The sequence below is a fragment of the Gordonia hydrophobica NBRC 16057 genome (assembly GCF_001592365.1).
Lineage (GTDB): Bacteria > Actinomycetota > Actinomycetes > Mycobacteriales > Mycobacteriaceae > Gordonia > Gordonia hydrophobica.
This window is the reverse complement of sequence record NZ_BCWU01000001.1, coordinates 688577-712384: the sequence shown is the minus strand read 5'-3', so window position 1 is coordinate 712384 and position 23808 is coordinate 688577. Positions and strand designations below refer to the sequence as shown.

Here is a 23808-nt window from a genome sequence, read left to right as displayed (position 1 = left end):
CGGACCGGCAAAGACGACGGCGCCCCGGAACCGAAGTTCCGGGGCGCCGTTGGCTTAGTCGGCTACGAGCAGATCAGGCGTTGCCCGACAGCTTCTCGCGCAGAGCAGCAAGCTGCTCGTCGCTGGCCAGCGAGCCGCCCGACTGGGCCGGACCGCTGGTCGAGCTCGACTGCGACGACGAAGCGCTGGACGACGAGGAGTAGTCGCTCGGAGCGTTCTCCGCCTCGGCGGCAGCCGCAGCGAACTTCTCGATCTGAGCGGTGTGCAGCTTGTGGCGACGCTCAGCCTCGGCGTAGCGGGCCTCCCACTCCTCACGCTGCTTGTCGAAGCCCTCGAGCCACTCGTTGGTCTCGGCGTCGAAGCCCTCGGGGAAGATGTAGTTCCCCTGCTCGTCGTAGCTGTCGGCCATGCCGTACTTCGAGGGGTCGAACTCCTCGGTGTAGTCCTCGTTGGCCTGCTTCAGCGACAGCGAGATGCGACGACGATCCAGGTCGATGTCGATGACCTTGACCATCGCGTCGTCGCCGACGGAGACGACCTGGTCCGGGACCTCGACGTGGCGCTCGGCCAGCTCGGAGATGTGGACCAGACCCTCGATGCCCTCTTCGACGCGGACGAACGCACCGAACGGCACCAGCTTGGTGACCTTGCCCGGCACGATCTGGCCGATCGCGTGGGTGCGGGCGAACTGACGCCACGGGTCTTCCTGGGTGGCCTTGAGCGACAGCGACACGCGCTCGCGGTCCATGTCGACGTCGAGGACCTCGACGGTGACCTCGTCGCCCACGGTGACAACCTCGGACGGGTGATCGATGTGCTTCCAGGACAGCTCGGAGACGTGCACCAGGCCGTCGACGCCGCCGAGATCGACGAAAGCGCCGAAGTTGACGATCGAGGACACGACGCCCTTGCGGACCTGGCCCTTCTGCAGCTGGTTGAGGAACTCGCTGCGGACCTCGGACTGGGTCTGCTCGAGCCATGCGCGACGCGACAGAACGACGTTGTTGCGGTTCTTGTCGAGCTCGATGATCTTGGCCTCGACCTCCTTGCCGATGTACGGCTGCAGGTCGCGAACGCGGCGCATCTCCACCAGCGAGGCGGGAAGGAAGCCGCGGAGGCCGATGTCGAGGATCAGACCACCCTTGACGACCTCGATGACGGTGCCCTTGACGGCCTCGTCCTTCTCCTTGAGCTCCTCGATCGTGCCCCAGGCGCGCTCGTACTGAGCCCGCTTCTTCGACAGGATCAGGCGGCCTTCCTTGTCCTCCTTGGTGAGGACAAGCGCTTCGACCTCGTCGCCGACGGTGACGACTTCATTGGGGTCGACGTCATGCTTGATCGACAGCTCACGCGAGGGGATGACGCCCTCGGTCTTGTAGCCGATGTCCAGCAGGACCTCGTCGCGATCGACCTTGACGATGGTGCCCTCGACGATGTCACCATCGTTGAAGTACTTGATCGTGGCGTCGATGGCTGCGAGAAAGTCCTCGGCCGAACCGATGTCGTTAACGGCTACTTGCGGCGAGGAAATCGTGGGGGACGACATATGTTGAGTTGCTCCGGACAGGTGTCTAGTAGGTACGGTGAGCGGGACAGTCTTCGCAGGCTGAGCCCGTTTTCCTTGTGGTGGTTGCACGGCCGAGACGCGATGGTCCCGACCGATGCGGAGTGCGAGCTCGCGCACACACGTGTTCAAGGGTACTACCCGTGATCGACCTGCACAAACGGGAGTTGAGTCGACCGAACAGCGAAGGAGCCGACCGTGGCGCATTCGATCGAGATCCTGCTCGATTCGGACACCGAATCAGCCGTCCGGGAGCAGTGGGCTCGGCTCGAGTCCGCCGGACTGCCGAGCGCGGGTCGGGTGCGCGCCGGCACCAATCGCCCCCACTGCACGATAGTGGCGGGCTCAGCCATCGCGAGCGCCGCCGACGCGGCGCTCGCGGCGACCGCCGGACGGCTCCCCTTCTCACTCCGCATCTCCGGCGCCGTGGTGTTCCCCGCCGGACGCCGGTTCACCCTCGCTCGCGCCGTCGTCCCGTCGTCCGAGCTGCTCTCGACCCACGCCGCACTGATTCGCCTCGTCGGCGATCAGGTGACTGATCGCGCCGCCCACTGCCTCCCTGGACAATGGACACCGCACGTCACTCTGGGTCGACGCCTCACGGCCACCGAACTCGCCGCCGCCCTGGACCTGCTGACGTGGGAGACCCTCGTCGGCCGAGCCACAGACCTGCGCCGATGGGATGGCGACACCAAGACCGACGTCGTAGTCGCAGGCCGCGACCGCTGACCTGAGAAAGGAACCCCTCGTGAGTTCGAACACCCGTCCGCCGCGGATCCTCGGAGCCATCGACTCCGCGGCGAGCGAGCGAGCCAACCGGCACTGGTGGGACGACGAAGCCGACGACTACCACGCCGAGCACGGCGTGTTCATCGGCGGTTCCACGCCGGGCGGTGAGTTCGTCTGGGGGCCGGAGCGATTCCGCGAGGCGGACGCCCGGCTGCTCGGCGACGTCGCCGGACGCGATGTCCTCGAAGTCGGGTGCGGCTCCGCGCCGTGCGCGCGGTGGTTGAAGGCGCAGGGCGCCGCCGTGATCGGCCTCGACGTCTCGAACGGGATGCTGCGCCACGGCATCGCCGCGATGGCTCAGGACGCCGAGCCGGTCCCCCTCGTGCAAGCGGGAGCCGAGCACCTGCCGTTCGCGGACGCGTCGTTCGACATCGCGTGCTCCTCGTTCGGCGCCGTCCCGTTCGTGTCCGACTCCGCACGGGTGATGCGCGAGGTGCACCGCGTGCTGCGCCCCGGCGGTCGGTGGGTGTTCGCGACCAACCATCCGATGCGCTGGATGTTCCTCGACGACCCGGGCCCCGACGGGCTCGTCGTGCAGATGTCGTACTTCTCGCGGACCCCGTACTCGGAGACCGACGCCGACGGGAACGTCACCTACGTGGAGCATCACCGCACCATCGGCGATCGAGTTCGCGAGATCGTCGGCGCAGGCCTGATCCTCGACGACATCGTGGAACCCGAGTGGCCCGACGACCTCGAGGACGAATGGGGTCAGTGGTCTCCCCTGCGCGGCTCCTACTTCCCCGGCACCGCGATCTTCGTCTGCCACAAGCCTGCGCCTGCGGCGTAATCTGTCGGTATGTGCCGCAACATCACAGAACTGCGCGGCCTCGAGCCGGCAGCCACAGACGAAGAGATCGAAGCCGCTGCGCTTCAGTACATCCGCAAGGTGTCCGGGATCCGGAAACCCAGCGCCGCGAACCAGGAGGCGATCGACCGAGCCGTCGCCGCCGTGGCCGCCGCGACGCACGAACTCCTCGGCGAACTCCCCGCCCGCAGGCAGCCGCCGCAGACGGTGCCGCCACTGCGGCGACCCGAAGTTCAGGCACGGATCGCGGCGCGGGAGGCGGCTGCGGCCACCGGGTGAGCGGCCACAACGCAGCTACAGCAGCTTTGAAAGGAACTCCTGCGTGCGCGACTCCTGCGGATTGCTGAGCACCTCGCGCGGATCGCCCTTCTCGACCACGACGCCGCCGTCCATGAAGACCAGTTGATCGGCGACCTCTCGAGCGAAGCCCATCTCGTGGGTCACCACGACCATCGTCATGCCCTCCGAGGCGAGAGTGCGCATCACGGCGAGGACGTCGCCGACGAGTTCCGGGTCGAGGGCCGACGTCGGCTCGTCGAAAAGCATCAGCTTCGGGTCCATCGAGAGAGCGCGGGCGATCGCGACCCGCTGCTGCTGACCGCCTGACAACTGCGCCGGATAGGCGTCGGCCTTGGCACGCAGCCCCACCTGACTCAGCAGGTCGAGCGCGCGTTCGGTGGCCTGCTCCTTCGATTTCCCGCCGACGAGGACCGGCGCCTCGATGATGTTCTCCAGCGCGGTCCGGTGCGGGAACAGGTTAAAGTGCTGGAACACCATGCCGATGTCACGGCGCTGCCGTGCGGCGTCGCGCGGGCTCATCTCGTGCAGCTTGCCGTCGCGCTCGCGGTAGCCGATGAGGTCGCCGTCCACCAGGAGGCGACCCGCGTTGACCTTCTCCAGATGGTTCACGCAGCGCAGGAAGGTCGACTTGCCGGAGCCCGACGGGCCGATCAAGCAGGCGACTTCACCGCGCTGCACGTCGAGCGTCACGCCGGTCAGCACCTGCAGGGCGCCGAAGTTCTTGCACACGCGGTCCGCCGAGACCATCGGTCGACTGTCGGCGGAAGACGAGTTCACGTCGGTCACTTGCCCTCCTCAACGATCGTCTTGTTCGCTGCGGCGAGCGCCTTCAGCTGGCCTTCGGACAGCTCGCGGGACGACCCCCGCTCATAATGTTTCTCGATGTAGAACTGCCCGACCATCAGGATCGACGTCACGACCAGATACCAGGTCGACGCGACCAGCAGCATCGGGATCGGCTGGAAGTTGACGCCGGAGATGTCTGCCTGACGCCCGAACAGTTCCAAGCTGAAGGGCACGGCCGTCACCAGTGACGTGGTCTTCAGCATGCTGATGACCTCGTTGCCGGTCGGCGGGATGATCACCCGCATCGCCTGCGGCAGCACGGTGCGTCGCATGGTCTGCCACCACGACATGCCGAGCGCGATGGACGCCTCCATCTGTCCTTCGCCCACCGACGAGATTCCCGCGCGCACGATCTCCGCCATGTACGCCGCCTCGTTCAGCGCGAGGCCGATCACGGCCAGGAAGAAGACGTACTTCAGGCTCAATTCCTGAATGTCGATCTGCACCGCGGTCGGACCGAACGGGACACCGATGTTGACGGTCTTGTAGATGGACCCGACCAGACCCCACAGCGTCAACTGCACGAAGACCGGGGTGCCGCGGAAGATCCACAGGTACACCCATGCGGTCCAACTCAGCACCTTGTTCGACGACATCCGCATCACTGCCAGCAGCACGCCCAGCACCACGCCGATCGCCATCGACAGGACGGTCAGTGCGAGCGTGTAGGCGACGCCCGACAGGATCCGCTGCTCGAACAGGTACTTGCCGAAGGTGTCCCAGTGATACGCCGAGTTGGTCGCCGCCCCGTAGACGAACAGTCCGGCGAGCACCAGCACGACCACCGCGGCGACCCACTGTCCCGGATGCTTGAGCGGTACGGCCTTGATGGGCGCAGGACTGGCTGCCTGGGTGTCGCGTGTGTCTTCTGCCGTCATCGGATCAGTCCTTCGCCCCGTTGATCACCGATCGCTGAATCATTCCTGCTTCCACTCCCCAATGGGTGGCGATCGTCTTGTACTGGCCGTTGTCGATGAGGTACTGCAACGCATCCCGCAGCGCGGGGCCGAGGGGCGAACCCTTGACCACCGGCCATCCGTACGGCGCGGCGTCGTACAGCGGTCCCACCTCCTCGATCTGGCCCTCGGTCTTCTTCACCGCGTAGGCCGTGACCGGCGAATCGGCAGAGAATGCGTCGACCTGCCCCAGCAGCACGGCGTTGACCGCCTGGTCCTGCGAGTCGAACTTCACGATCCGGATCGGCTCTCTGCCCGCCTTCACGCACGCCACGCTCTTCGCCGGTACCTCGTCGGTGTCTTCGACGGTGGTCCGCTGCACCCCGACGCGTAGCCCGCAGGCGTTGTCCGGGTCCACGTCGCGCCCGACCCGCTGCGCCCACTGGATGCCCGCACTGAAGTAGTCCACGAAATCCACCTGCTGCTGCCGTTCCACCGAGTCGGTGAATGAGGACATCCCGAGGTCGTAGCTGCCGCCCTGCATCGCCGGAATGATCTTGGCGAAATCGGACTCCTGGTACGTGGCCTTGAGCCCCAGCACCTGCACGACGGCGTTCATCAAGTCCACGTCGAAGCCGATGATCTCGCCGTTGCGATCCTTGAACTCATTCGGCTGATACGGCGGGTTGGTGCCCACTCGCAGCACCCCGGCGGCGCGGATCGATGCGGGCACCAGCGCCGCGATCTGCGGCTGCTCGGCAACGGAGACGGTCAACGGTTTCGTATCGAGCCCCGACTCGTCGACGACGCATCCCGCCAACAGCGGACTCGCCATCACCGCCGCCGCGGCAACTGCCAGCACCCGGCCACGCAAAGACCGCATCCGCATCGACACCTCCCCGTGGGACTCAGCACAGACTGCACTCGATCAGACCTATGAGTATGGCGGATTTCGCTGCCGGATCGGACGACGGGGCGAAATCTGCGACGATCAGGACGCGGCGTCAGCCCACATGCGCCGCGACCGCCGCGCCGAACTCGCCGGTCGACACCGTCCCACCGAGATCTGCGGTCGCGAGGCCGTCGGCCAAGACGTGCGCCAGCGCGCCGTCGATCGCGTCGGCGGCCGCCTCGACGGCCGCGTCGGACGTCCGGAGCCCGTGCCAGCGCAGGAGCATCGCGACCGAGCCGATCATCGCCACCGGATTCGCGGTGCCGGTGCCTGCGATGTCGGGCGCCGCCCCGTGCACCGCCTGTGCCATGCCCTGGGTCGCCGAGGTGTTGATCGACGGCGCCAGCCCCAGCGACCCCGACAGCTCGCCCGCGAGGTCGGACAGGATGTCGCCGAACAGGTTCTCGGTGACGATGACGTCGAAGTCCCCGGGCCGACGCACCAGCAGCGCAGCCATGGCGTCCACGTGCTGCTCGTCGACCCGCACGTCCGGATACCGCTGCGCGACGTCGAAGCAGACATCGCGAAACAGGCCGGTCGTCAACCGCAGCACATTGGCTTTGTGCACGATCGTGACGTGCCCGCGCCGGCGGCGGGCGGCGTCGAACGCCTCGACCGCGATCCGTTCGCAGGCCCCGCGCGTGATGACGCCGACGGCCATGGCGACGTCGGGCGTCGGCATGAACTCGCCGCTGCCGATCGTCATGTTGCGGTCCGCATACAGCCCTTCGCTGTTCTCGCGGACGACGAGCACGTCGACGTCGGCGGCGACCGCGGGCACCCCGCCGTGCGCGCGGGCCGGCCGCAGGTTCGCGTACAACCCGAACTGCTTGCGCAACACGGCGCCCGGCGCGGGACTGCGAAGCTCCGGCGGATACGAGGCGCTGTCGTGCGGGCCGACCGCCCAGAGATCGATCTCCTCCAGCGCCTCGAGCGTCTCGGCGGGCACCGCTTGACCGTGTGACGCGATCGCGGTGGCGCCGTACGGCAGTCGGATCGGGATCAGCGTCCGCCCCTGCGCCGCGAGCGCACGCGTCGCGACCTCCACCGCGACCGGCACCACCTCGGGACCGATGCCGTCACCGTCGAGCACAGCAATCGTCACCGCGTCGTTCATCACCGACTCCTCACGTAGCACGTTCCTTCAGCGAAATGCGAACACACTTCGCGTGCTTCCGTCTCCGATTCCGCCGGACGCACCACCACGTACCGCGACGACAGGCCGAACGTCGCTCCGGGCAGAACGATCGCATCGAAGTGTCGTGCGGCCTCCGCCTCCGCATTGGCGTACTCGTTGAACGCGCCGAACTGCGCGTACCAGGCCCCGGTCGACGCGGTCGGCGACTGCCCGCTCGGTTCCATCCCGCGCGGTTCCGATGCGGCCGATGCGGACACCGACGTTTCCGCGGTCGGCTGCGGAGCCGACGGCTGCGTGGTCGGTGTCACCGGTGCGGGAGTCTGTGCCGCAGGCTCGGAACTCGACGCCGCGACGGGCGCTGTGCCGGTCCCGTCGTCGCGCAACACCATCCACGCGAGGAGCCCGCCGAGACCGATCACCAGCACGACCGCAGCGGCGACCGCGATCACCAACCAACCGTTGTCCCGGTGCTGCGGTCGGCGACCGGCGGCGGTGTACTGCGGCAACGGGAGCGGCTCGCCGTGCAGAGTGGGCCGACGATCGTCGTCGCCGTTGCCGATGGTCATCAGTGCGCCGCGTCGTCCCAACTGCGGCCGTACCCGACCGAGACCTCCAGCGGAACCGACAGTTCGATGGCGCCGCCCATCTCCTCACGGACCAGGCGCTCGACCGCGTCGCGTTCATCGGCCGCGACTTCCAGGACCAGTTCGTCGTGCACCTGCAGCAGCATCCGCGAACTCAACTGTTCGGCGGCGAGACGCTTCTGCACGTTGATCATCGCGACCTTGATGATGTCCGCGGCAGTGCCCTGAATGGGTGCATTGAGCGCCATGCGCTCAGCGGACTGTCGACGCTGGAAGTTGTCGGAGTTCAAGTCCGGCAGGTACCGACGGCGACCGAACAGAGTGGCGGTGTACTCGTTGCGCCGCGCCTCCTGCACCACGTGGTGCAGATAGTCGCGGACGCCGCCGAAGCGATCGAAGTACTGTTCCATCTGCTGTTTGGCCTCTTCGCGGCCGATACCGAGTTGTGCGGCCAGACCGTAGGCCGACAACCCGTACGCGAGACCGTACGACATCGCCTTCACCCGGGAACGCATCTGCGCGTCCACCTGATCGATCGGCACGCCGAAGGCGCGGGATCCGACGAAGCTGTGAAGGTCCTCGCCCGCATTGAAGGCCTCGATGAGTCCCGCGTCCTCCGAGAGGTGCGCCATGATCCGCATCTCGATCTGCGAGTAGTCGACGGTCATCAGACTCTCGAACGTGATGGCGCGCGGCCCGTCGGCGACCGGCTGCGGCGCTACCACGAAGGCGTGGCGGATCTGGCGGCCGGCATCGGTGCGGACCGGGATGTTCTGCAGATTCGGCTCCGTGGACGACAGTCGTCCGGTCGCCGCAACGGTCTGATTGAAGGTGGTGTGGATGCGCTGGTCGTCGGCGACCGTCTTCTGCAGTCCCTCGACCGTCACGCGCAGGCGCGTGGCGTCGCGATGTTCCAGCAGATGCTTGAGGAAGGGGTGCTCGGTCTTCTCATACAGCGACGTGAGTGCGTCGGCGTCGGTGGTGTAGCCGGTCTTGGTCTTCTTGGTCTTCGGCATGTCGAGCTTGTCGAACAGGATGGCCTGCAGCTGCTTGGGCGATCCCAGGTTCACCTGCTCGCCGATGACCTCGTAGGCGGCCTCCGCCGCATCCCGCACCCGCTGGGCGAACTGGTTCTCCAGGTCGTCGAGGTGTTCCACGTCGACGGCGATGCCGGACGCCTCCAGGTCGGCGAGCACGAACGCGAGCGGCAGCTCCATCTCTCGCAGCAGCGGAGCCGAGTCGATGCGCTCGAGTTCGGTGTCGAGGGTGTCGGCGAGTTCGGCGACGGCTGCGGCCGAGAGCATCAGCTGCTCGGCGGCCTTCTGCGCGTCGGCGTCGTCGTCGAGCAGCGACAGTTGGCCGTCGCCGCCCGCCGGGTCCTCCGCTTTCAGCTCTCGACTGAGGTAACGCAGGGCGAGGTCGTCGAGATTGAACGATCGCTGCGCCGGGCGAAGCAGGTAGGCCGCCAGCGCGGTGTCGGACGTGACGCCCGACAGGGTCCAGCCGCGACCCCGGAGCGCATGCAGCGCCCATTTCACGTCGTGCACGGCCTTCGCTGTGCTCTCATCGGCCAGCCAGTCGGCCAGCGCCGCGTCGTCGTCGGGTGTCATCGTCACCGGATCGATGAAAGCCGCCTCACCGTCGGTCCCGGCGATGGCGAGGGCGTCGACGTCGCTGCCGACCACCCGGTGCGGCCCGCTGACGGCCAAGCCGCTGCGACCGTTCGAGGTGTGCGCGCCGAGCCACGCCGCGACCTCCCCCGCACCCAGTCGGGTGGCGGCGATGTCGAACCCGGCGTCCGCTTCGGGCTCCACCGACGTCAGCGTGGAGAACAGCCGGTCGCGGAGCACCTTGAATTCGAGGTCATCGAACAGTTTGTGGATCCGTTCCCGATCCCAGGCGTGCAGCGCGAGGTCGTCTGGGCCTGCCGGCAGGTCCATGGTGCGGATCATCTCGGTGAGCTCACGGTTCATCAGCACCGACGCGAGGTTGGCGCGCAGCGAATCGCCCACCTTGCCCTTGACCTCGTCGACGTGATCGACGAGCGCCTGGAGCGACCCGTACTGGACGATCCATTTGGTCGCCGTCTTGTCGCCGACCCCGGGAATCCCCGGCAGGTTGTCACTCTTGTCGCCGCGGAGCGCCGCGAAGTCGGGGTACTGCGTCGGCGTGAGCCCGTACTTCTCCTCGACGGCGTCGGGCGTGAACCGGGTGAGGACCGAGACACCCGTCTTGGGGTAGAGGACGGTGATGTTCTCGTTGACCAACTGCAGCGAGTCCCGATCGCCGGTGACGACGAGCACCCGGTAGCCCGCTGCATCGGCCTGGGTGGCGAGCGTCGCGATGATGTCGTCGGCTTCGAACCCCTCCACCGCCATCACCTGGATGCCCATCGCCTCCAGGACGTCCTTGGTGAGGTCCACCTGGCCGCGGAACTCGTCCGGAGACGAATCGCGCTGCGCCTTGTACTCGGGGAACATCTCCGAGCGGAACGTCTTCCGCGAGACGTCGAACGCGGCCGCGATGTGAGTCGGTTCCTCGTCGCGCAACAGATTGATCAGCATCGACGTGAAGCCGTACACCGCGTTGGTGCTCTGCCCGGTGTTGGTCTTGAAGTTCTCCGCGGGCAGGGCGAAGAACGCTCGGTAGGCCAGCGAATGACCGTCGAGCAGCATCAATGTGGGCCGTCCGCCCGACTTCCCTCCGGTCTTGCTGCCGGCCCCGGACTGAGTAGTTGTCTGCGCTGCACTCACGCTGACCACTCTAGGGCGTGGGTCGGACACCGTGGCCCAGAGCGTCGTCGACCGGGTGTGACGAGAGCTGGGTGGACCGGACCGCACCAGGTTGCGGTGAGTCGAGGCGGCCGGCGAAATCGGTCGGGCACCAGAGGCGGTCGCGGCGATCTCGATACACCACTTGCTCGCTGCGCTCGCAGGTGGCACTCGATCAGCGTGGGGGGCGCGGGCGCCGCGCTCGCAGGTGGCACTCGATCAGCGTGAGAAGGTCGCGCTCGCAGGTGGCACTCGATCAACGTGAGAAAGGCCGCGCTCGCAGGTGGCACTCGATCAACGTAGGGGGCGCGGGCGCCGCGCTCGCAGGTGGCACTCGATCAACGTGGGACGAAATGTCAGAGGTGCCCCCTATGGTTTCGGTCGATCCGGTGAATACCGGTGTTCAAGCCATAAAGGACTAACGCATCATGTCGACCGAGTACCCCTCAGCACAGCCCGAGCCGAACCTGCCGCCGACTGCGCCGGACGCGTCGCAAGCACCGCATCATCCGGCCCAGCAGTATCAAACCCAGCCGTATCAAGCCCAGCCTTATCCGCCCCAGTCCTACCCGCCGCCCCACCAGGGACAGCCGTACCCGCCGAACCAGTTCGGCCAGACACCGCCGTCTGGCCCACAGCCCAAGTCGCGCAACACCGTCGGCCTCGTCGCCCTGGTGCTCGCCGTCATCGGATTCATCTTCGGCTGCATTCCCGGCGCGCTGATCGTCGGGTGGATCCTGCTTCCGGCGGCATTCATCCTGGGCGTCGTCGGACTCTTCCAGTCCAACAAACCCAAGGGGACGTCCATCGGCGCGGTGATCATCGCAGTGATCGGAACCATCGTCGCGGCCGTCGTGTTCCTCACGGTGATCGTTGACGCGGTCGACGACGCGGTGACCGACCTCGGCGGAGGCGATGTCACAGTGTCCCAGGACGGACAGCCCGCGTCCGACGACGCCGGATCGCGCGACAACCCGGTCGCCATCGGATCGACGCTGACCACGTCGACATGGAAGGTGGTGGTGAACACGTTCGATCGCGACGCCACCGCCGAAGTGCTGGCCGCGAACTCGTTCAACGATGAGCCCGGCGCCGACCAGGAGTGGGCCGTGGTGAACCTCACGGTCACCTACACGGGCACGGAGTCGTCGTCCGCGGACTCCATCGGAGTCGCGTTCGTGACCGACGACGGCAAGACCTTCACGTCGTACGAACCGTCCGCCGTGGATCCTGAACCGACGCTGGACGGCGAGCTCTACAACGGTGGAACGACGACCGGTAACGTCGCCATCCTGCTCCCGAAGGATGTCACCGGGTTGCTGCGGATCTCGATGGGCACCTTCGGCAAGGACGTCTTCGTCACGGCGCCCTGAGTCGACCAGCCGTCACGACTGCCGTGACTACGAGGCGTCGTCGCCCAGCGTCTCGACGACGATCTCGGCGACGGCCTTCATCGTGACGCGCTTGTCCATCGCGTTGTGCTGAATCCAGCGGAACGCCTCGGGCTCGGTCATCGCGCGCTTGTCCATCAGGAGCCCCTTGGCACGATCGATCAACTTGCGCGCTTCGAAGCGATCGGTCAGATCGGCGATCTCGGCTTCGAGGACCTTGAGTTCGCGGTAGCGGCTCAGCGCGAGTTCGATCGCGGGCACCAGGTCGGCCTGCGTGAACGGCTTCACGATGTAGGCCATCGCGCCGGCGTCCCGGGCTCGTTCGACGAACTCGCGCTGGCTGAACGCCGTGAGCATGACGACGGGGGCAATCCGCTTGCGAGCGATCTCGCTCGCGGCGTCGATGCCGTCGCGAACGGGCATCTTCACGTCCATGATGATCAGGTCCGGGCGCAGCGACTCGGCGAGGTCGACGGCGACCTGACCGTTCGGCGCCTCCCCGACCACGTCGTAACCCTCGTCGCGCAGCATCTCGATCAGATCCAGGCGGATGAGCGAATCGTCTTCAGCCACCACGACCCGGCTCGCCTGCTTCTCAGGTCCGCCCGTCTCACTCATGAATTCGGCTCCGCTCCTGACATTGCGACGTCTCCACCTGCGGTCATGGGTCTGGCCTACTCGGATCCGCACTGAGCCGAATCGTCAGTGTCGAATCGTCATGGGGTGCCCCGGGCCGGACTCGAACCGGCACCTCGTTAGAGACCGCATTTTGAGTGCGGCGCGTCTGCCAATTTCGCCACCGGGGCCGGTGGTGGTGCGAAAAACGAGTGTACGCAATGCGCCCGCGAAAGCGTCAATCGACCCCCTGTTGCGGGCCCCGACAAGGACAGCCCTTCCATTCCCGACAACTCACACTTAAGGTTACCTGAGAGTAAGGTCACAGAAGGACGACCGACCGCATCCGATCTGGTGTGTTCGGCGGGGAGGGGACGACCACAGTGAGAGTATCCATCGGACGCCGATTGGCGACCGTTCTGATCGCCGTGCTCACCGCAGTGCCGCTGGTGGCACTGCCGGTCTCGATGGGAACGGCCGACGCCGCCGTGTACGGCGCTCTCGGCGCGCAGTGGACCCGCACGCACGACGGCAAGCAGAAATACGGCGGCTATTCCGTGAAACCGGATGTCCCGATCCGGATGTCCGACGGAACCATCCTGCGCGGCAATCTGATTCGCCCCGTTGGACGTGACGGCAAGCCGGTGACGACCAAGCTGCCGACCATCGTCAACATGACGCCGTACACCAAGATGGTGAGCGCTCTGGCGTCCGAGGTGATGAACTACCCGGTCCTGGTGCCCCAGCTCATCGACCTGCTGAACGGCATCAATCTGCAGGGCACCGTGCTGTCGGGCTACAACGAACTGGTCGGCGCGCTGCGCGGCGGACTGATTCAGACGTTCGCCTACGATCCGAAACTCGTCAAAAGCGGCTACAACATGCTGGTGGTCGACGTCCGCGGCACCGGCTTCTCGCAGGGCACCTGGCAGGTGTTCGGACAACGCGAGCGACGTGACACCACCGAAGTGGTCGACTGGGCGTCCAAGCAGAGTTGGTCCAACGGAAAGATCGGCATGGCGGGCGTCTCGTACTCCGCCATCAACCAATTGCAGGCCGCGTCCGACGATCCCGGCAAACTCGATGCGATCTTCCCGGTGGTGCCCGGCGCCGATCTGGTGCGCGACATCATCGCGCCCGGCGGTGGCCTCGGATTCGGCTTCCTCGTCCCCTGGCTGACCCTCGTCAACACCACCAAGATGATCCCGAACGTCGCCTCGATGCTCAACGGAACGTTCGACTGGACGTGGCTGGCCGATCGAGTGAAAGACCCGCTCACCTACTTCGACGTCCTCCTCGACGCACTCGTCACGCGCGATGTGCGGACGCTGTCGCCCAAGACCCGCTCGATCGTCGAAGCCGGATCGGCCCGTCGCGCATCATTCGACACGGACCTGAGCAGGGTCCAGACCCCGACATTCACGATCGGCGGCTGGAACGACCTGTTCACCAACTCCGAGTCCCGCATGCTCAGCAGCCTGTCGCAGCTTCCGAACGCGCAGAAGAAGCTGATCATGGACGACGGCTACCACATCACGTCCAGCTCCAACTTCGGCCGACCCGGTCATCCGCCACGCATCGACGTGCTGGCGCGGGCCTGGTACGACAAGTGGCTCAAGGGCATCGACAACGGGATCGACCGCTATGCGCAGGCGACGCTCGCGTCGGAGCCGAGCGGCAACTTCCTGCAGGGACCGTCGTACCCGCTGCCCGGGTACACGTACCAGCGGCAGTACCTGCGCGGGACACCGTCGCGCTCGGTCAACACTCCGGTCGCCGGTGACGGCTCGTTGAGTTCCGCCACGCCGACGCGGCGGGCGACCCGCGAAGTGAAGCCGGGGCTGTCGACCCTGTGCGATCGGGACGCCGCCCAGGCTGCGGCGGGCGTGACGATTCTGTTCGACTTCTGCGGCAAGGACACCCGACTGTCTGAGGTCGCGGCGCAGACCTTCACCGGCAAGAAGGTCCGGTCGTTGACACGCATCAGCGGTACGCCGGTGGTGCATCTGCGACAGCGACTGAAGGCGACCGACGGCTACTGGCATGCGACGGTGAACATCGTCTCGCCCGACGGCCGTTCACAGATCGTCTCCATGGGCCAGTTGATGGTGTCGTTGCGCGCTGTGGATCGAGCGAAGAGCAAGTACGCGCCGAACGGCGATCTGACCGATCCGGTGCTGTACCTGTCGCTGGACCACTACAACAAGGTCCGGCCCGGTCAGATCCTCGACATCGACATTCCGATGTCGGCGACGCAGGCCGCGTTGAAGCCCGGCGATCGGCTGCGGGTCGACATCTATTCCTTCAACTTCCCGAAGGCGGTCCCGCTGGGGCCCGGCCTGTGGTCGTCGCAGCTGCGGCCGCAGTACATCGAGATCGACCCGGCGAATCCGAGCTGGGTGAACGTGCCGCTGTCGAAGCCGATGCGGTGACCGTCGCCCTGGAGGTCGCCGTCCAGGACGTGGCCGGCGCCGTCATCGCCCGAGAAGGCGGCGCCGACCGCATCGAGCTGTGTGCCGCGCTGGGTGCGACCGGAGGGCTGACACCGTCCGCCGCGTCCATCTCCGAGACCTGCGCGGTCGGGATCGACGTCCACGTCCTGATCCGCACGAGACCGGGCGGATTCGTCTACTCGGACGACGAGCTCGACGTGCTGGCCGCCGACATCGCCGCCGCGGTCCAGCTCGGCGCACGCGGCGTCGTGATCGGCGCACTGCGGCCGGATGCCACTCTCGACCTCGCAGGCACCCGCCGACTCGTCGATGCCGCGCGAACCGTCGAGCAGACGGCCGGGCGCGCTGTCGACGTGACCTTTCACCGTGCGATGGACGCCGTCGCCGATCCGGTCGCAGCGATCACTGCGCTCGGCGGTCTCGGGGTGAATCGTGTCCTCACCTCGGGCGGTGCAGCGAGAGCCGGCGACGGATCAGCCGTGCTGGCAGCGCTGGTCGCCGCGGACAGCGGGGTTCAGGTGATGGCCGGCGGCGGCGTGGACGTCGGATCGATCGCGTCGATCGTCGCAACCGGAGTCCACGCCGTGCACCTGTCGGCGAAGACGACCGTTCCCGATCCCGGTGCCACCGGTCCGGGCGGCGGCACGGCTGCGGCGCTGGAGCGCACCGATCCGACGACGGTCGCCGCTGCGGTGGCCGCGCTTCGGGCTGCGGGCGGGCGGACGTGATCGGCGTCAGCTGATCACGGCGCCGCCGCGCAGGGCGTCGGCGGAGGCAAGTTCCTCGAAGGTGCTGCCGATGCGGACGGTGTAGAGGCTCGCGACCGGAACGTCGTGGACCTCGAACCGCAGGAGGCAGATGCCGCTCTTGAGGGCGGTGAAATCGGTGAGCGTCGTCGTCCCGTACACGTCGCCGGTCGACGCATCGAGAATCGTCACCGAGGCGCCCTGCCGGATGTCGGGGGCCGACGGCGCGGCGCGGGTGGAGCAGTTCACGTCGACCGCCCCGGACGCGGTGAAGGTCGACGCCGAGATCGCACCGAAGACCACGGCGCCGACGGCGAGGATCGCGAACACCGCCGCAACGGCGATGCTCCCGATCCTGATGCCGACCTTCCACCTGCGCTGCCACCGTTTGGGCGGCAGCGGCGGGCCGGACGGGAGAAAGAACCGCAGTTCGGCTGCGGATTCGTACGACGTCGACTCGGTCATGTCAACGCCGCGGCGGGAAGTACTTGATGAGAGCCTCCTGCGACACCGACGTCGCGAGGGTGCCGTCGCGCATGAAGAATCGACCGGATCCGATGCCTCGCGACCCGGCCGCGACCGGCGATTCGGTGGCGTAGAGCATCCACTCGTCGAAGCGGAATTCGCGATGGAACCACATGGAGTGGTTGACGGTGGCCGCGAACAGTCGGTCGATGCCCCACGACAGTCCGTGCGTGGTGATGATGGAGTCGAGCACCGTGGTATCGGACGAGTAGGCCATCGCGCCCACGTGCATCAGCGGATCGTCGGGCAGGACGCCGTCCGCCTTCATCCACGCGCGATTGTGATTGAGCTTCTCACCGGTCCCCTTCATCACCCACGTGGGATCGTTCGCGAAGCGGATGTCGATCGGGTGCAGCGCGTTGATGAAGGCCTCGATCTGCTCTTCATAACCCTTGAAGTGCTCGTCGATCTTCGGCAGTTCCTCCGGGTACGGCACCTCGGGGATCTCGACGGCGTGCTCGAGTCCCTTCGAATTGTCCTGGAACGCGACGAGCATGGTGAAGATGACTTCGCCGTCCTGCTTCGCGGTGACCTGGCGATTCGCGAAGGCACGACCGTCGCGATAGCGGTCGATGTGATATCCGAGCGGCTTCGTGACGTCGCCGCCGCGGATGAAGTGGGCGTGCAGAGCATGGACGGGCGGGTTGCCTTTGACGATCGTCCGGCCCGCGGCGACGACGCCCTGCCCGAGGAGTTGCCCGCCGAAGGTCCGAGCCATGACCTGATCGGGATGCTGTCCGATGAACAGATCGTCGTCGACCCGTTCCACGTCGAGCAATCGGATCAACTCGGAGAGGTCAGCGGATGCGGTCACGCTTGGATCTGTGCTGCCGTCGCTCATGCCCCAAGACTATGTCAGCGGTGCGGCGGGGCACCGTCTCCCCCGCCGCACCGCTGTGGTCGTTCAGCGCGATCGCGCGATTCGGAGCGTCAGTGGTCCTGTTCGCCGATCCGGTGAACGTGGACGAAGTTGGTAGAGCCGACGACGGACGCGGGTGCGCCCGCGATGATCACCACGGTGTCGCCTTTCGCGAGGCGGCCGGTGCTGAGCAGGATGTCGTCGACCTGATCGATCATGGAGTCGGTGTCCTTCATCCGCGGCACCAGGTGCGAATCGACGCCCCAGCTGAGGGCCAGCTGATTGTGCGTGGCCTCGGAGGCGGTGAAACCGATCAACGGCACACGCGAATGCAGCCGCGCGATGCGGCGCACGGTGTCGCCGGACTCGGTGAAACCGATCATGGCGACGGCATCGAGTCGTTCGGCGATGTCGCGAGCGGCATACGTGACGATGCCGCGGCGGGTGCGCGGGACGTGCGTGAGCGGCGGGACGTCGCGAGTGCCGCCTTCGACGGCCATGACGATCCGGCTCATGGTTCGGACGGTCTCATGCGGGTACTTGCCGACCGAGGTCTCACCGGACAGCATCACGGCGTCGGCGCCGTCGAGGACGGCATTGGCGACGTCGGAGGCCTCGGCGCGGGTGGGCCGCGAATTCTCGATCATGGAATCGAGCATCTGGGTGGCGACGATGACAGGTTTGGCGTTCTCGCGGGCCATCTGGATCGCCCGTTTCTGCACCAGCGGCACTTCCTCGAGCGGCATCTCGACACCGAGGTCGCCGCGCGCGACCATGATGGCGTCGAAGGCCAGCACGATCGCTTCCAGGTTCTCGATCGCCTCGGGCTTCTCGAGCTTGGCGACCACGGGCACGCGACGGCCGACGCGGTCCATCACCTCGTGGACCAGTTCGATGTCCGCCGGACTGCGGACGAACGAGAGAGCCACCAGGTCCACACCCAGCCGCATCGCGAACTCGAGGTCGGCGATGTCCTTCTCCGACAGCGCGGGCACCGAGATGTTCATGCCGGGCATCGACAGGCCCTTGTTGTTGCTGACCGTACCGCCCTCGGTGACGCGGCAGACCACGTCGTTGCCCTCGATGTGATCGACGACCAATCCGACCTTGCCGTCGTCGACCAGCAGGCGATCGCCCGGCTGCGCGTCTTGCGCGAGGTGCTTGTAGGTGGTCGAGACGCGGTCGTGATTGCCGATCACATCGTCGACCGTGATGCGGACCTGCTCGCCGTCGTTCCAGTCGACGGCGCCGTTCGGGCGACCGTTCTCCTCGAACTTGCCGAGCCGGATCTTCGGGCCCTGCAGGTCGGCCAGGATGCCGACGGCGTTGCCCGTGCTCTCACTGGCCTGGCGAACAATCTGGTACACCGACTCGTGATCCGAGTGCGCACCGTGGCTGAAGTTCATTCGCGCGACGTTCATACCGCATTCGACGAGTTCAGTGATGCTCTGGAGGGAGTTGGTAGCAGGGCCGAGGGTACAGACGATTTTCGTTCGACGAGTCACGCTCTAAGGCTAGCGGTCTTCCTCCGGTGTGTCGCCTTCCTCTGCCTCCTCGTCCCCGCTGGATTCGTCACTGCGTCCAGCGTTTCCGGAATCGGCGGGTGCGGAGCGCCGGATCTCGATCGATCCCGCCGAACCGCCGGGGTTCTCCTCGACGATGGAGATGCCGGACAGCTCCTCGTCGTCAGCGCGGACGATCGTGTATCCCTGCGATGAGACCGAGTCCACGATCGACGGGTCCCGCCCCGGGATCACCCGGCCCCGAGGCTCCTCTGGCGCGGCCTCGGCAGGCTCATCCGCCTGCTCCGCGGCGGGCTCGTCTGCATCGGTCTGCTCGTCGGTCTCGGTCTCCGCGTCGGCGACATCTGGCGCCTCACTCGGCTCGGCGTCCTCGACCGTGTAGTCTTCCTCGTCTGCGCGGTCCGTGGCGTCGTCGACATCGTCGTCGTCGACATCATCGGCACCGGGATCTGCTGAGCCATCGGCGTCGGCTGCGTCGGAATCGGCGCGATCGGCGCCCGCGGCGTCGCCTTCCGCCTCGTCGCCTTCTGCGTCGTCTGCGGCAACAGCTGCTGCGGCGACCGCGGCTCCACCGACACCGCCGGCGTCCGTGGCGGCAGCGGCATCCTTGTCGAGACCGACTCCGTCGGCCGGTTCCGCATCGACCTCGAGCTCCTCGAACTCCGCGACGTCCGACGACTCCTCCACCGAATCGAAGTCGTCGTCGAACTCCTCGTCCGCCGGCTCGATCTCCTGATCGTCATCGTCGGCGACGTCGTCGTCGAACTCCTCGACGTCCTCGTCTGCCCCCTGGTCGTCGACGGGTTCGTCCTCACCGTCCTCATCGTCCTCGACGAGCTCCGGCGGCACGTAGCCCACGGCCCCCTCCTCGGCGAGTTCCTCGGCTCGGTCGGGCCAGTACATGGTGAGCCCCTGCTCGCGGCCCTTCGGCGCCATCACCACATACAGCGCGGCGCACAGGAAGACGATCGCGGAGGTGAAGACATTGATCCGAACACCGAAGATGTGCGTCGCGAAATCGTCGCGCATCAGCTCGATTCCGAAGCGCCCCACGCAGTAGCCCGCGACGTACATCGCGAACAGTCGTCCGTGCCCGACGGAGAACTTCCGGTCGATCAGCACCAGCGCGATGACGATCAGGACGTTCCAGATCATCTCGTACAGGAACGTCGGGTGGACGATGGCGACCACATGGCCGTTCGAGACGCCGTCGATCAACTTGAACGACACCTGTCCCTGATCGCTGACGCGGTCGTAGATCTCCAGGCCCCACGGCACCTCGGTCGGTCGCCCGAACAACTCCTGATTGAAGTAGTTGCCGAGTCGGCCGATCGCTTGCGCCAACAGGATCGCCGGAGCGATCGCGTCGCCGAACGGCGGCAACTTGATGCCCATGTTCCGCGCGCCGATCCACGCACCGAGCGCACCGAACGCGACGGCACCCCAGATGCCGAGTCCGCCCTCCCATACCTGGAAGGCGGCCCCGAGACCCTTGCCGCCGGGACCGAAGTAGGTCTCCCAGTCGGTGAGCACGTGGTACAGCCGGCCACCGACGAGCCCGAACGGAACGGCCCACAGGGCGACGTCGATGACTTCACCGGGCTGCCCGCCACGGGCCTGCCACCGTCGGCTGCCCCACCAGACTGCGACGACGATGCCGACGATGATGCACAGGGCGTAGGCGCGGATCGGCACGGGGCCGAGGTGCCAGACGCCCTGGGATGGGCTCGGGATGTACGCGAGGACGGTTCCGTCAGTCACAGGTGCCACAGTATCGTGCACCCGCGGCGGCACGGGCCACCGCACCGTCCGACGCGCACGAAAATGGTTGTGCCGTTCTGTGTGACCCGATTCGGATCACACAGAACGGCACACGCGCGATGTCACTTGCGGGCGCGGCGCACTCCATCGGCGAGGTCCGCGACCACGGCGCCGACGGCGTCGAGGCCCTTGTCCACGGCCGAGACGATCGCCGATCCGACGATCACGCCGTCAGCGTACGCGCCGATCTCCGCGGCCTGGTCGCCGTCCCGGACGCCGAGACCGACGCCGATCGGGATCTCGGAGTATTCACGAACGCGAGCACACAGTTCCGGCGCGGCGTTCGAGACTCGATCACGAGCACCCGTGACTCCCATGGTCGACGCCGCGTAGACGAAGCCCCGGCAGTTGTCCAAGGTCATCGCGAGGCGCTCCGGAGTCGACGACGGCGCGACCAGATAGATGCGGTCCAGGTCGTGCGCCTCCGAGGCGGCGAGCCAGTCGTCGGCCTCTTCGGGAATGAGGTCCGGCGTGATCAGGCCGACGCCGCCGGCGGCGGCGAAGTCGCGGGCGAATGCGTCGACGCCGTACTGGAGGATCAGGTTCCAGTACGTCATGACGACCGGTCGCGCACCGGCGGCGGCGACGGTCTCGGCGGCGGCGAAGACGTCGCGGACCCGGGAACCGTTCTCCAGCGCCTGCTGTGCGGCCCGGGCGACCGTCGGCCCGTCCATGACGGGGTCGGAGTACGGGATGCCGATCTCGACGATGTCGCAGCCGGCGTCGACCATCGTCCGCATCACGGCGAACGAATCGTCGACGGTCGGGTATCCGACCGGTGTGTATCCGATCAGCGCCGCCCGGTTCTCGCCCGCGCAGGCTGCGAACGTAGCTCCCAGTCGCGACTCGGGTGCGGACTTCGGGCTCATCGAGCGTTCTCCTTCTCCGCAGCGGCGAGGGCTGCGGCGTACTCGGTCTCGGACTGCGGCTTGTCGAACAGACCGAACCACTCGGCGGCGGTGTCGACGTCCTTGTCGCCGCGTCCGGAGATGTTGACGATGATCACCGCGCCGTCGCCCATCTCCCGGCCCAGTCGCAGCGCACCGGCGAGCGCGTGCGCCGACTCGATGGCCGGGATGATGCCCTCCTTGCGAGACAGCAGCGCCAGGGCGTCCATCGCCTCGGCGTCCGTGACCGGCTGGTACTCGGCGCGCCCGATCGACCGCAGATAAGCGTGCTCGGGCCCGACGCCGGGATAGTCGAGTCCTGCGGAGATGGAGTGCGACTCGATGGTCTGACCGTCCTCGTCCTGCAGCAGATACGAGTAGGCGCCCTGGAAGGCGCCCGGGGTACCTCCGGTGAACGTGGCAGCATGACGCCCCGTCTCGACACCGTCGCCTGCGGCTTCGAAGCCCACCATGCGAACACCCGCGTCGTCGATGAAGGGGTGGAACATGCCGATCGCATTGGAGCCGCCACCGATGCACGCGGTCACCGCGTCGGGCAGGCGACCGATCTTCTCCAGAATCTGGACGCGCGACTCCAGCCCGATGATGCGCTGGAGATCGCGGACGATCATGGGGAACGGATGCGGTCCGGCCGCGGTGCCGAAGCAGTAGTAGGTGGTGTCGGCGTTCGTCACCCAGTCGCGCAGGGCTTCGTTGATCGCGTCTTTGAGGGTCGCCGATCCGGTCTCGACGGCGACCACGGTCGCGCCGAGCAGACGCATCCGCGCCACGTTGAGGGCTTGCCGTTCGGTGTCGACCCGGCCCATGTAGACCAGGCACTCCATGCCGAGCAGCGCACAGGCGGTGGCGGTGGCCACGCCGTGCTGCCCGGCGCCCGTCTCGGCGATGACACGCTTCTTGCCCATCTTCTGGGCGAGCAGCGCCTGGCCGAGCACGTTGTTGATCTTGTGGGAACCGGTGTGGTTGAGGTCCTCGCGTTTGAGGAACAGCCGCGCGCCGCCCGCATCCTCCCGGAGTCGCTCGGCCTCGTACATCGGTGACGGCCGACCGGTGTAGTCACGCTGGAGCCGATCGAGCTCGTTCAGGAAGTCCGAATCGGTCCGCAGCTTCTCGTAGGTGACGGTCACCTCGTCGATCACCGCCATCAGCGCTTCGGGAACACGACGGCCGCCGAACTCGTTCCAGTGACCACGCTCGTCCGGGCCGATCGGGTGGACGTCGGCGACGCCGTCGCTGGCCTTCGGGAATGCCGCCTGCGCCTCGGCGCTCGGCTCAGAGTTCTCGGTCACGTTTCTCAGTATCCTTGTCAATCGCATCGGGCGGCAACTCAATAACCACCGCCTGAGATCCCGCTGCGGCGCAACGGGATCTCGGTGTTTGCACAGTTCAGTGAGCGGTCAGCGCGACGGCCTCGGGCACGACGGGTGCGAGCCCGCCGCCACCAGATCCGCGACCGCCAGGCGCGGATCGCCGCTCGTCACGACGCCCTCGCCGACGAGGATCGCATCGGCGCCCGCACCCGCGTACGCCAGCAGGTCCGCGGGACCGCGGACTCCCGACTCCGCGACCTTGATGACGCTCGACGGCAGTCCGGGCGCGATCCGCGCGAAGCAGTCGCGATCCACCTCGAGGGTCTTGAGATTGCGCGCGTTGACGCCGACCACCTTGGCTCCGGCCTCCAGTGCACGGTCGGCCTCGGCTTCGGTGTGCACCTCGACGAGCGCAGTCATCCCGAGCGACTCGGTGCGATCCAGGAGCGACGCCAGCACGGGTTGCTCGAGGGCCGCCACGATCAACAGGATCACGTCGGCGCCGTGCGCCCGAGCCTCGTGGATCTGGTACGGGCCGACGATGAAGTCTTTACGAAGAATGGGGATGTCGATCGCGGCGCGAACCTCATCGAGGTCGGCGAGCGAGCCGCCGAAGCGTCGCTGCTCGGTCAAGACGCTGACGATTCGTGCGCCGCCGTCCTCGTACGCCTTGGCCAGGTCGGCGGGATCGGGGATGTTGGCGAGCTGCCCCTTCGACGGGCTCGCCCGCTTCACCTCGGCGATGACCGCGACATCGGACTGGCTGAGGGCAGCCATCGCATCACGCGGTCCGGGTGCGGCGGCGGCCGCCTTCTTGACGGCTTCGAACGGGACTGCGGCTTCGCGCGTAGCGACGTCAGCCCTGACTCCCTCGATGATCGAATCGAGCACTGACTGACTGGTCACGGCGACGGCCCCTTTCAACGCTTGGTGTCCAGAGTAGGCATGTCGGTCCGCTGCCGGTTGTCCGGGGTCACTTCCCCCCATCGAAGGTGATCCGGACAGATCG

21 protein-coding genes and 1 tRNA gene are annotated in these 23808 nt (G+C 67.0%); 6 read left to right on the top strand and 16 right to left on the bottom strand.

Annotated elements, in window-relative coordinates; all coding sequences use genetic code 11:
* Positions 1-73: 73 nt before the first annotated feature.
* Complete coding sequence (gene rpsA, locus GH2_RS03325) at positions 74-1546, bottom strand: 30S ribosomal protein S1 (protein WP_066163058.1); 1473 nt, start codon at positions 1544-1546, stop codon at positions 74-76.
* Positions 1547-1762: 216 nt separating this feature from the next.
* Here rpsA and GH2_RS03320 point away from each other — a divergent pair, with 216 nt between their 5' ends.
* Genes GH2_RS03320 through GH2_RS03310 form a run of 3 tightly spaced genes read left to right on the top strand, consistent with a single transcriptional unit; the run spans position 1763 to position 3440 of the window.
* Positions 1763-2293: a 2'-5' RNA ligase family protein gene (locus GH2_RS03320; RefSeq protein ID WP_066163056.1), complete on the top strand. Its 531-nt coding sequence runs from the start codon at positions 1763-1765 to the stop codon at positions 2291-2293.
* A 19-nt stretch (positions 2294-2312) separates the two neighbouring features.
* On the top strand, positions 2313-3143 hold the full coding sequence (locus tag GH2_RS03315; RefSeq protein WP_084247258.1) for a class I SAM-dependent methyltransferase: 831 nt from the start codon (positions 2313-2315) through the stop codon (positions 3141-3143).
* Positions 3144-3152: 9 nt separating this feature from the next.
* A complete protein-coding gene (locus tag GH2_RS03310) occupies positions 3153-3440 on the top strand; it encodes a DUF2277 domain-containing protein (RefSeq protein WP_066163052.1) in 288 nt (95 codons plus the stop codon).
* A 15-nt stretch (positions 3441-3455) separates the two neighbouring features.
* On the opposite strand, the gene GH2_RS03305 is transcribed toward GH2_RS03310, so the two are convergent.
* The 6 genes from GH2_RS03305 to polA form a co-directional block, all read right to left on the bottom strand.
* Positions 3456-4208 carry an amino acid ABC transporter ATP-binding protein gene (locus GH2_RS03305; protein WP_066163326.1) on the bottom strand — a complete coding sequence of 251 codons (753 nt, stop codon included), beginning with the start codon at positions 4206-4208 and terminating at the stop codon, positions 3456-3458.
* A 35-nt stretch (positions 4209-4243) separates the two neighbouring features.
* Positions 4244-5185: an amino acid ABC transporter permease gene (locus GH2_RS03300; protein WP_066163050.1), complete on the bottom strand. Its 942-nt coding sequence runs from the start codon at positions 5183-5185 to the stop codon at positions 4244-4246.
* Between the two features lie 4 nt (positions 5186-5189).
* Entirely contained in the window at positions 5190-6092 is a 903-nt protein-coding gene (locus GH2_RS03295) for an ABC transporter substrate-binding protein (protein ID WP_066163328.1), read from the bottom strand.
* Between the two features lie 115 nt (positions 6093-6207).
* A complete protein-coding gene (locus GH2_RS03290; RefSeq protein ID WP_066163048.1) occupies positions 6208-7272 on the bottom strand; it encodes an isocitrate/isopropylmalate dehydrogenase family protein in 1065 nt (354 codons plus the stop codon).
* Positions 7272-7859 (bottom strand): SPOR domain-containing protein, encoded by a 588-nt coding sequence (locus GH2_RS03285; RefSeq protein ID WP_066163046.1) that lies wholly within the window; start codon positions 7857-7859, stop codon positions 7272-7274. The genes GH2_RS03290 and GH2_RS03285 overlap by 1 nt, the downstream gene beginning before the upstream one ends.
* Complete coding sequence (polA, locus tag GH2_RS03280; RefSeq protein WP_239588734.1) at positions 7859-10552, bottom strand: DNA polymerase I; 2694 nt, start codon at positions 10550-10552, stop codon at positions 7859-7861. Before polA ends, GH2_RS03285 begins: the two co-directional genes overlap by 1 nt.
* A 524-nt stretch (positions 10553-11076) precedes the next feature.
* On the opposite strand from polA, the gene GH2_RS03275 reads away from it, so the two are divergent.
* A complete protein-coding gene (locus GH2_RS03275; protein WP_157085974.1) occupies positions 11077-12021 on the top strand; it encodes a DUF4352 domain-containing protein in 945 nt (314 codons plus the stop codon).
* A 27-nt stretch (positions 12022-12048) separates the two neighbouring features.
* Here GH2_RS03275 and GH2_RS03270 read toward each other — a convergent pair whose 3' ends face one another.
* Positions 12049-12657 carry an ANTAR domain-containing response regulator gene (locus GH2_RS03270; RefSeq protein WP_066163045.1) on the bottom strand — a complete coding sequence of 203 codons (609 nt, stop codon included), beginning with the start codon at positions 12655-12657 and terminating at the stop codon, positions 12049-12051.
* 106 nt (positions 12658-12763) lie between these two features.
* Positions 12764-12845, bottom strand: a tRNA-Leu gene (locus GH2_RS03265).
* Positions 12846-13121: 276 nt separating this feature from the next.
* Between GH2_RS03265 and GH2_RS03260 the strand changes: the two genes are divergently transcribed.
* Entirely contained in the window at positions 13122-15086 is a 1965-nt protein-coding gene (locus GH2_RS03260) for a CocE/NonD family hydrolase (protein WP_239588733.1), read from the top strand.
* The gene (locus GH2_RS03255) at positions 15083-15835 is read left to right on the top strand and encodes a copper homeostasis protein CutC (protein WP_066163042.1); all 753 of its coding nucleotides are present in this window, start codon (positions 15083-15085) and stop codon (positions 15833-15835) included. The genes GH2_RS03260 and GH2_RS03255 overlap by 4 nt, the downstream gene beginning before the upstream one ends.
* A 6-nt stretch (positions 15836-15841) precedes the next feature.
* On the opposite strand, the gene GH2_RS03250 is transcribed toward GH2_RS03255, so the two are convergent.
* From GH2_RS03250 to trpC, 7 genes are all read right to left on the bottom strand, one after another.
* A complete protein-coding gene (locus GH2_RS03250; RefSeq protein WP_066163039.1) occupies positions 15842-16318 on the bottom strand; it encodes a hypothetical protein in 477 nt (158 codons plus the stop codon).
* Position 16319: 1 nt separating this feature from the next.
* Positions 16320-17219: an acyl-CoA thioesterase gene (locus GH2_RS03245; protein ID WP_066163032.1), complete on the bottom strand. Its 900-nt coding sequence runs from the start codon at positions 17217-17219 to the stop codon at positions 16320-16322.
* Positions 17220-17308: 89 nt separating this feature from the next.
* Positions 17309-18742, bottom strand: a complete 1434-nt coding sequence (gene pyk / locus GH2_RS03240; RefSeq protein WP_066163030.1) for a pyruvate kinase — start codon at positions 18740-18742, stop codon at positions 17309-17311.
* A gap of 9 nt (positions 18743-18751) precedes the next feature.
* A complete protein-coding gene (lgt, locus tag GH2_RS03235; RefSeq protein WP_066163028.1) occupies positions 18752-20521 on the bottom strand; it encodes a prolipoprotein diacylglyceryl transferase in 1770 nt (589 codons plus the stop codon).
* A gap of 122 nt (positions 20522-20643) precedes the next feature.
* The gene (trpA, locus tag GH2_RS03230; RefSeq protein ID WP_066163025.1) at positions 20644-21450 is read right to left on the bottom strand and encodes a tryptophan synthase subunit alpha; all 807 of its coding nucleotides are present in this window, start codon (positions 21448-21450) and stop codon (positions 20644-20646) included.
* Positions 21447-22778 (bottom strand): tryptophan synthase subunit beta, encoded by a 1332-nt coding sequence (gene trpB / locus GH2_RS03225; protein WP_066163022.1) that lies wholly within the window; start codon positions 22776-22778, stop codon positions 21447-21449. Before trpB ends, trpA begins: the two co-directional genes overlap by 4 nt.
* Before the next feature lie 108 nt (positions 22779-22886).
* Positions 22887-23705, bottom strand: a complete 819-nt coding sequence (gene trpC, locus GH2_RS03220) for an indole-3-glycerol phosphate synthase TrpC (protein WP_066163019.1) — start codon at positions 23703-23705, stop codon at positions 22887-22889.
* Between the last annotated feature and the right edge of the window lie 103 nt (positions 23706-23808).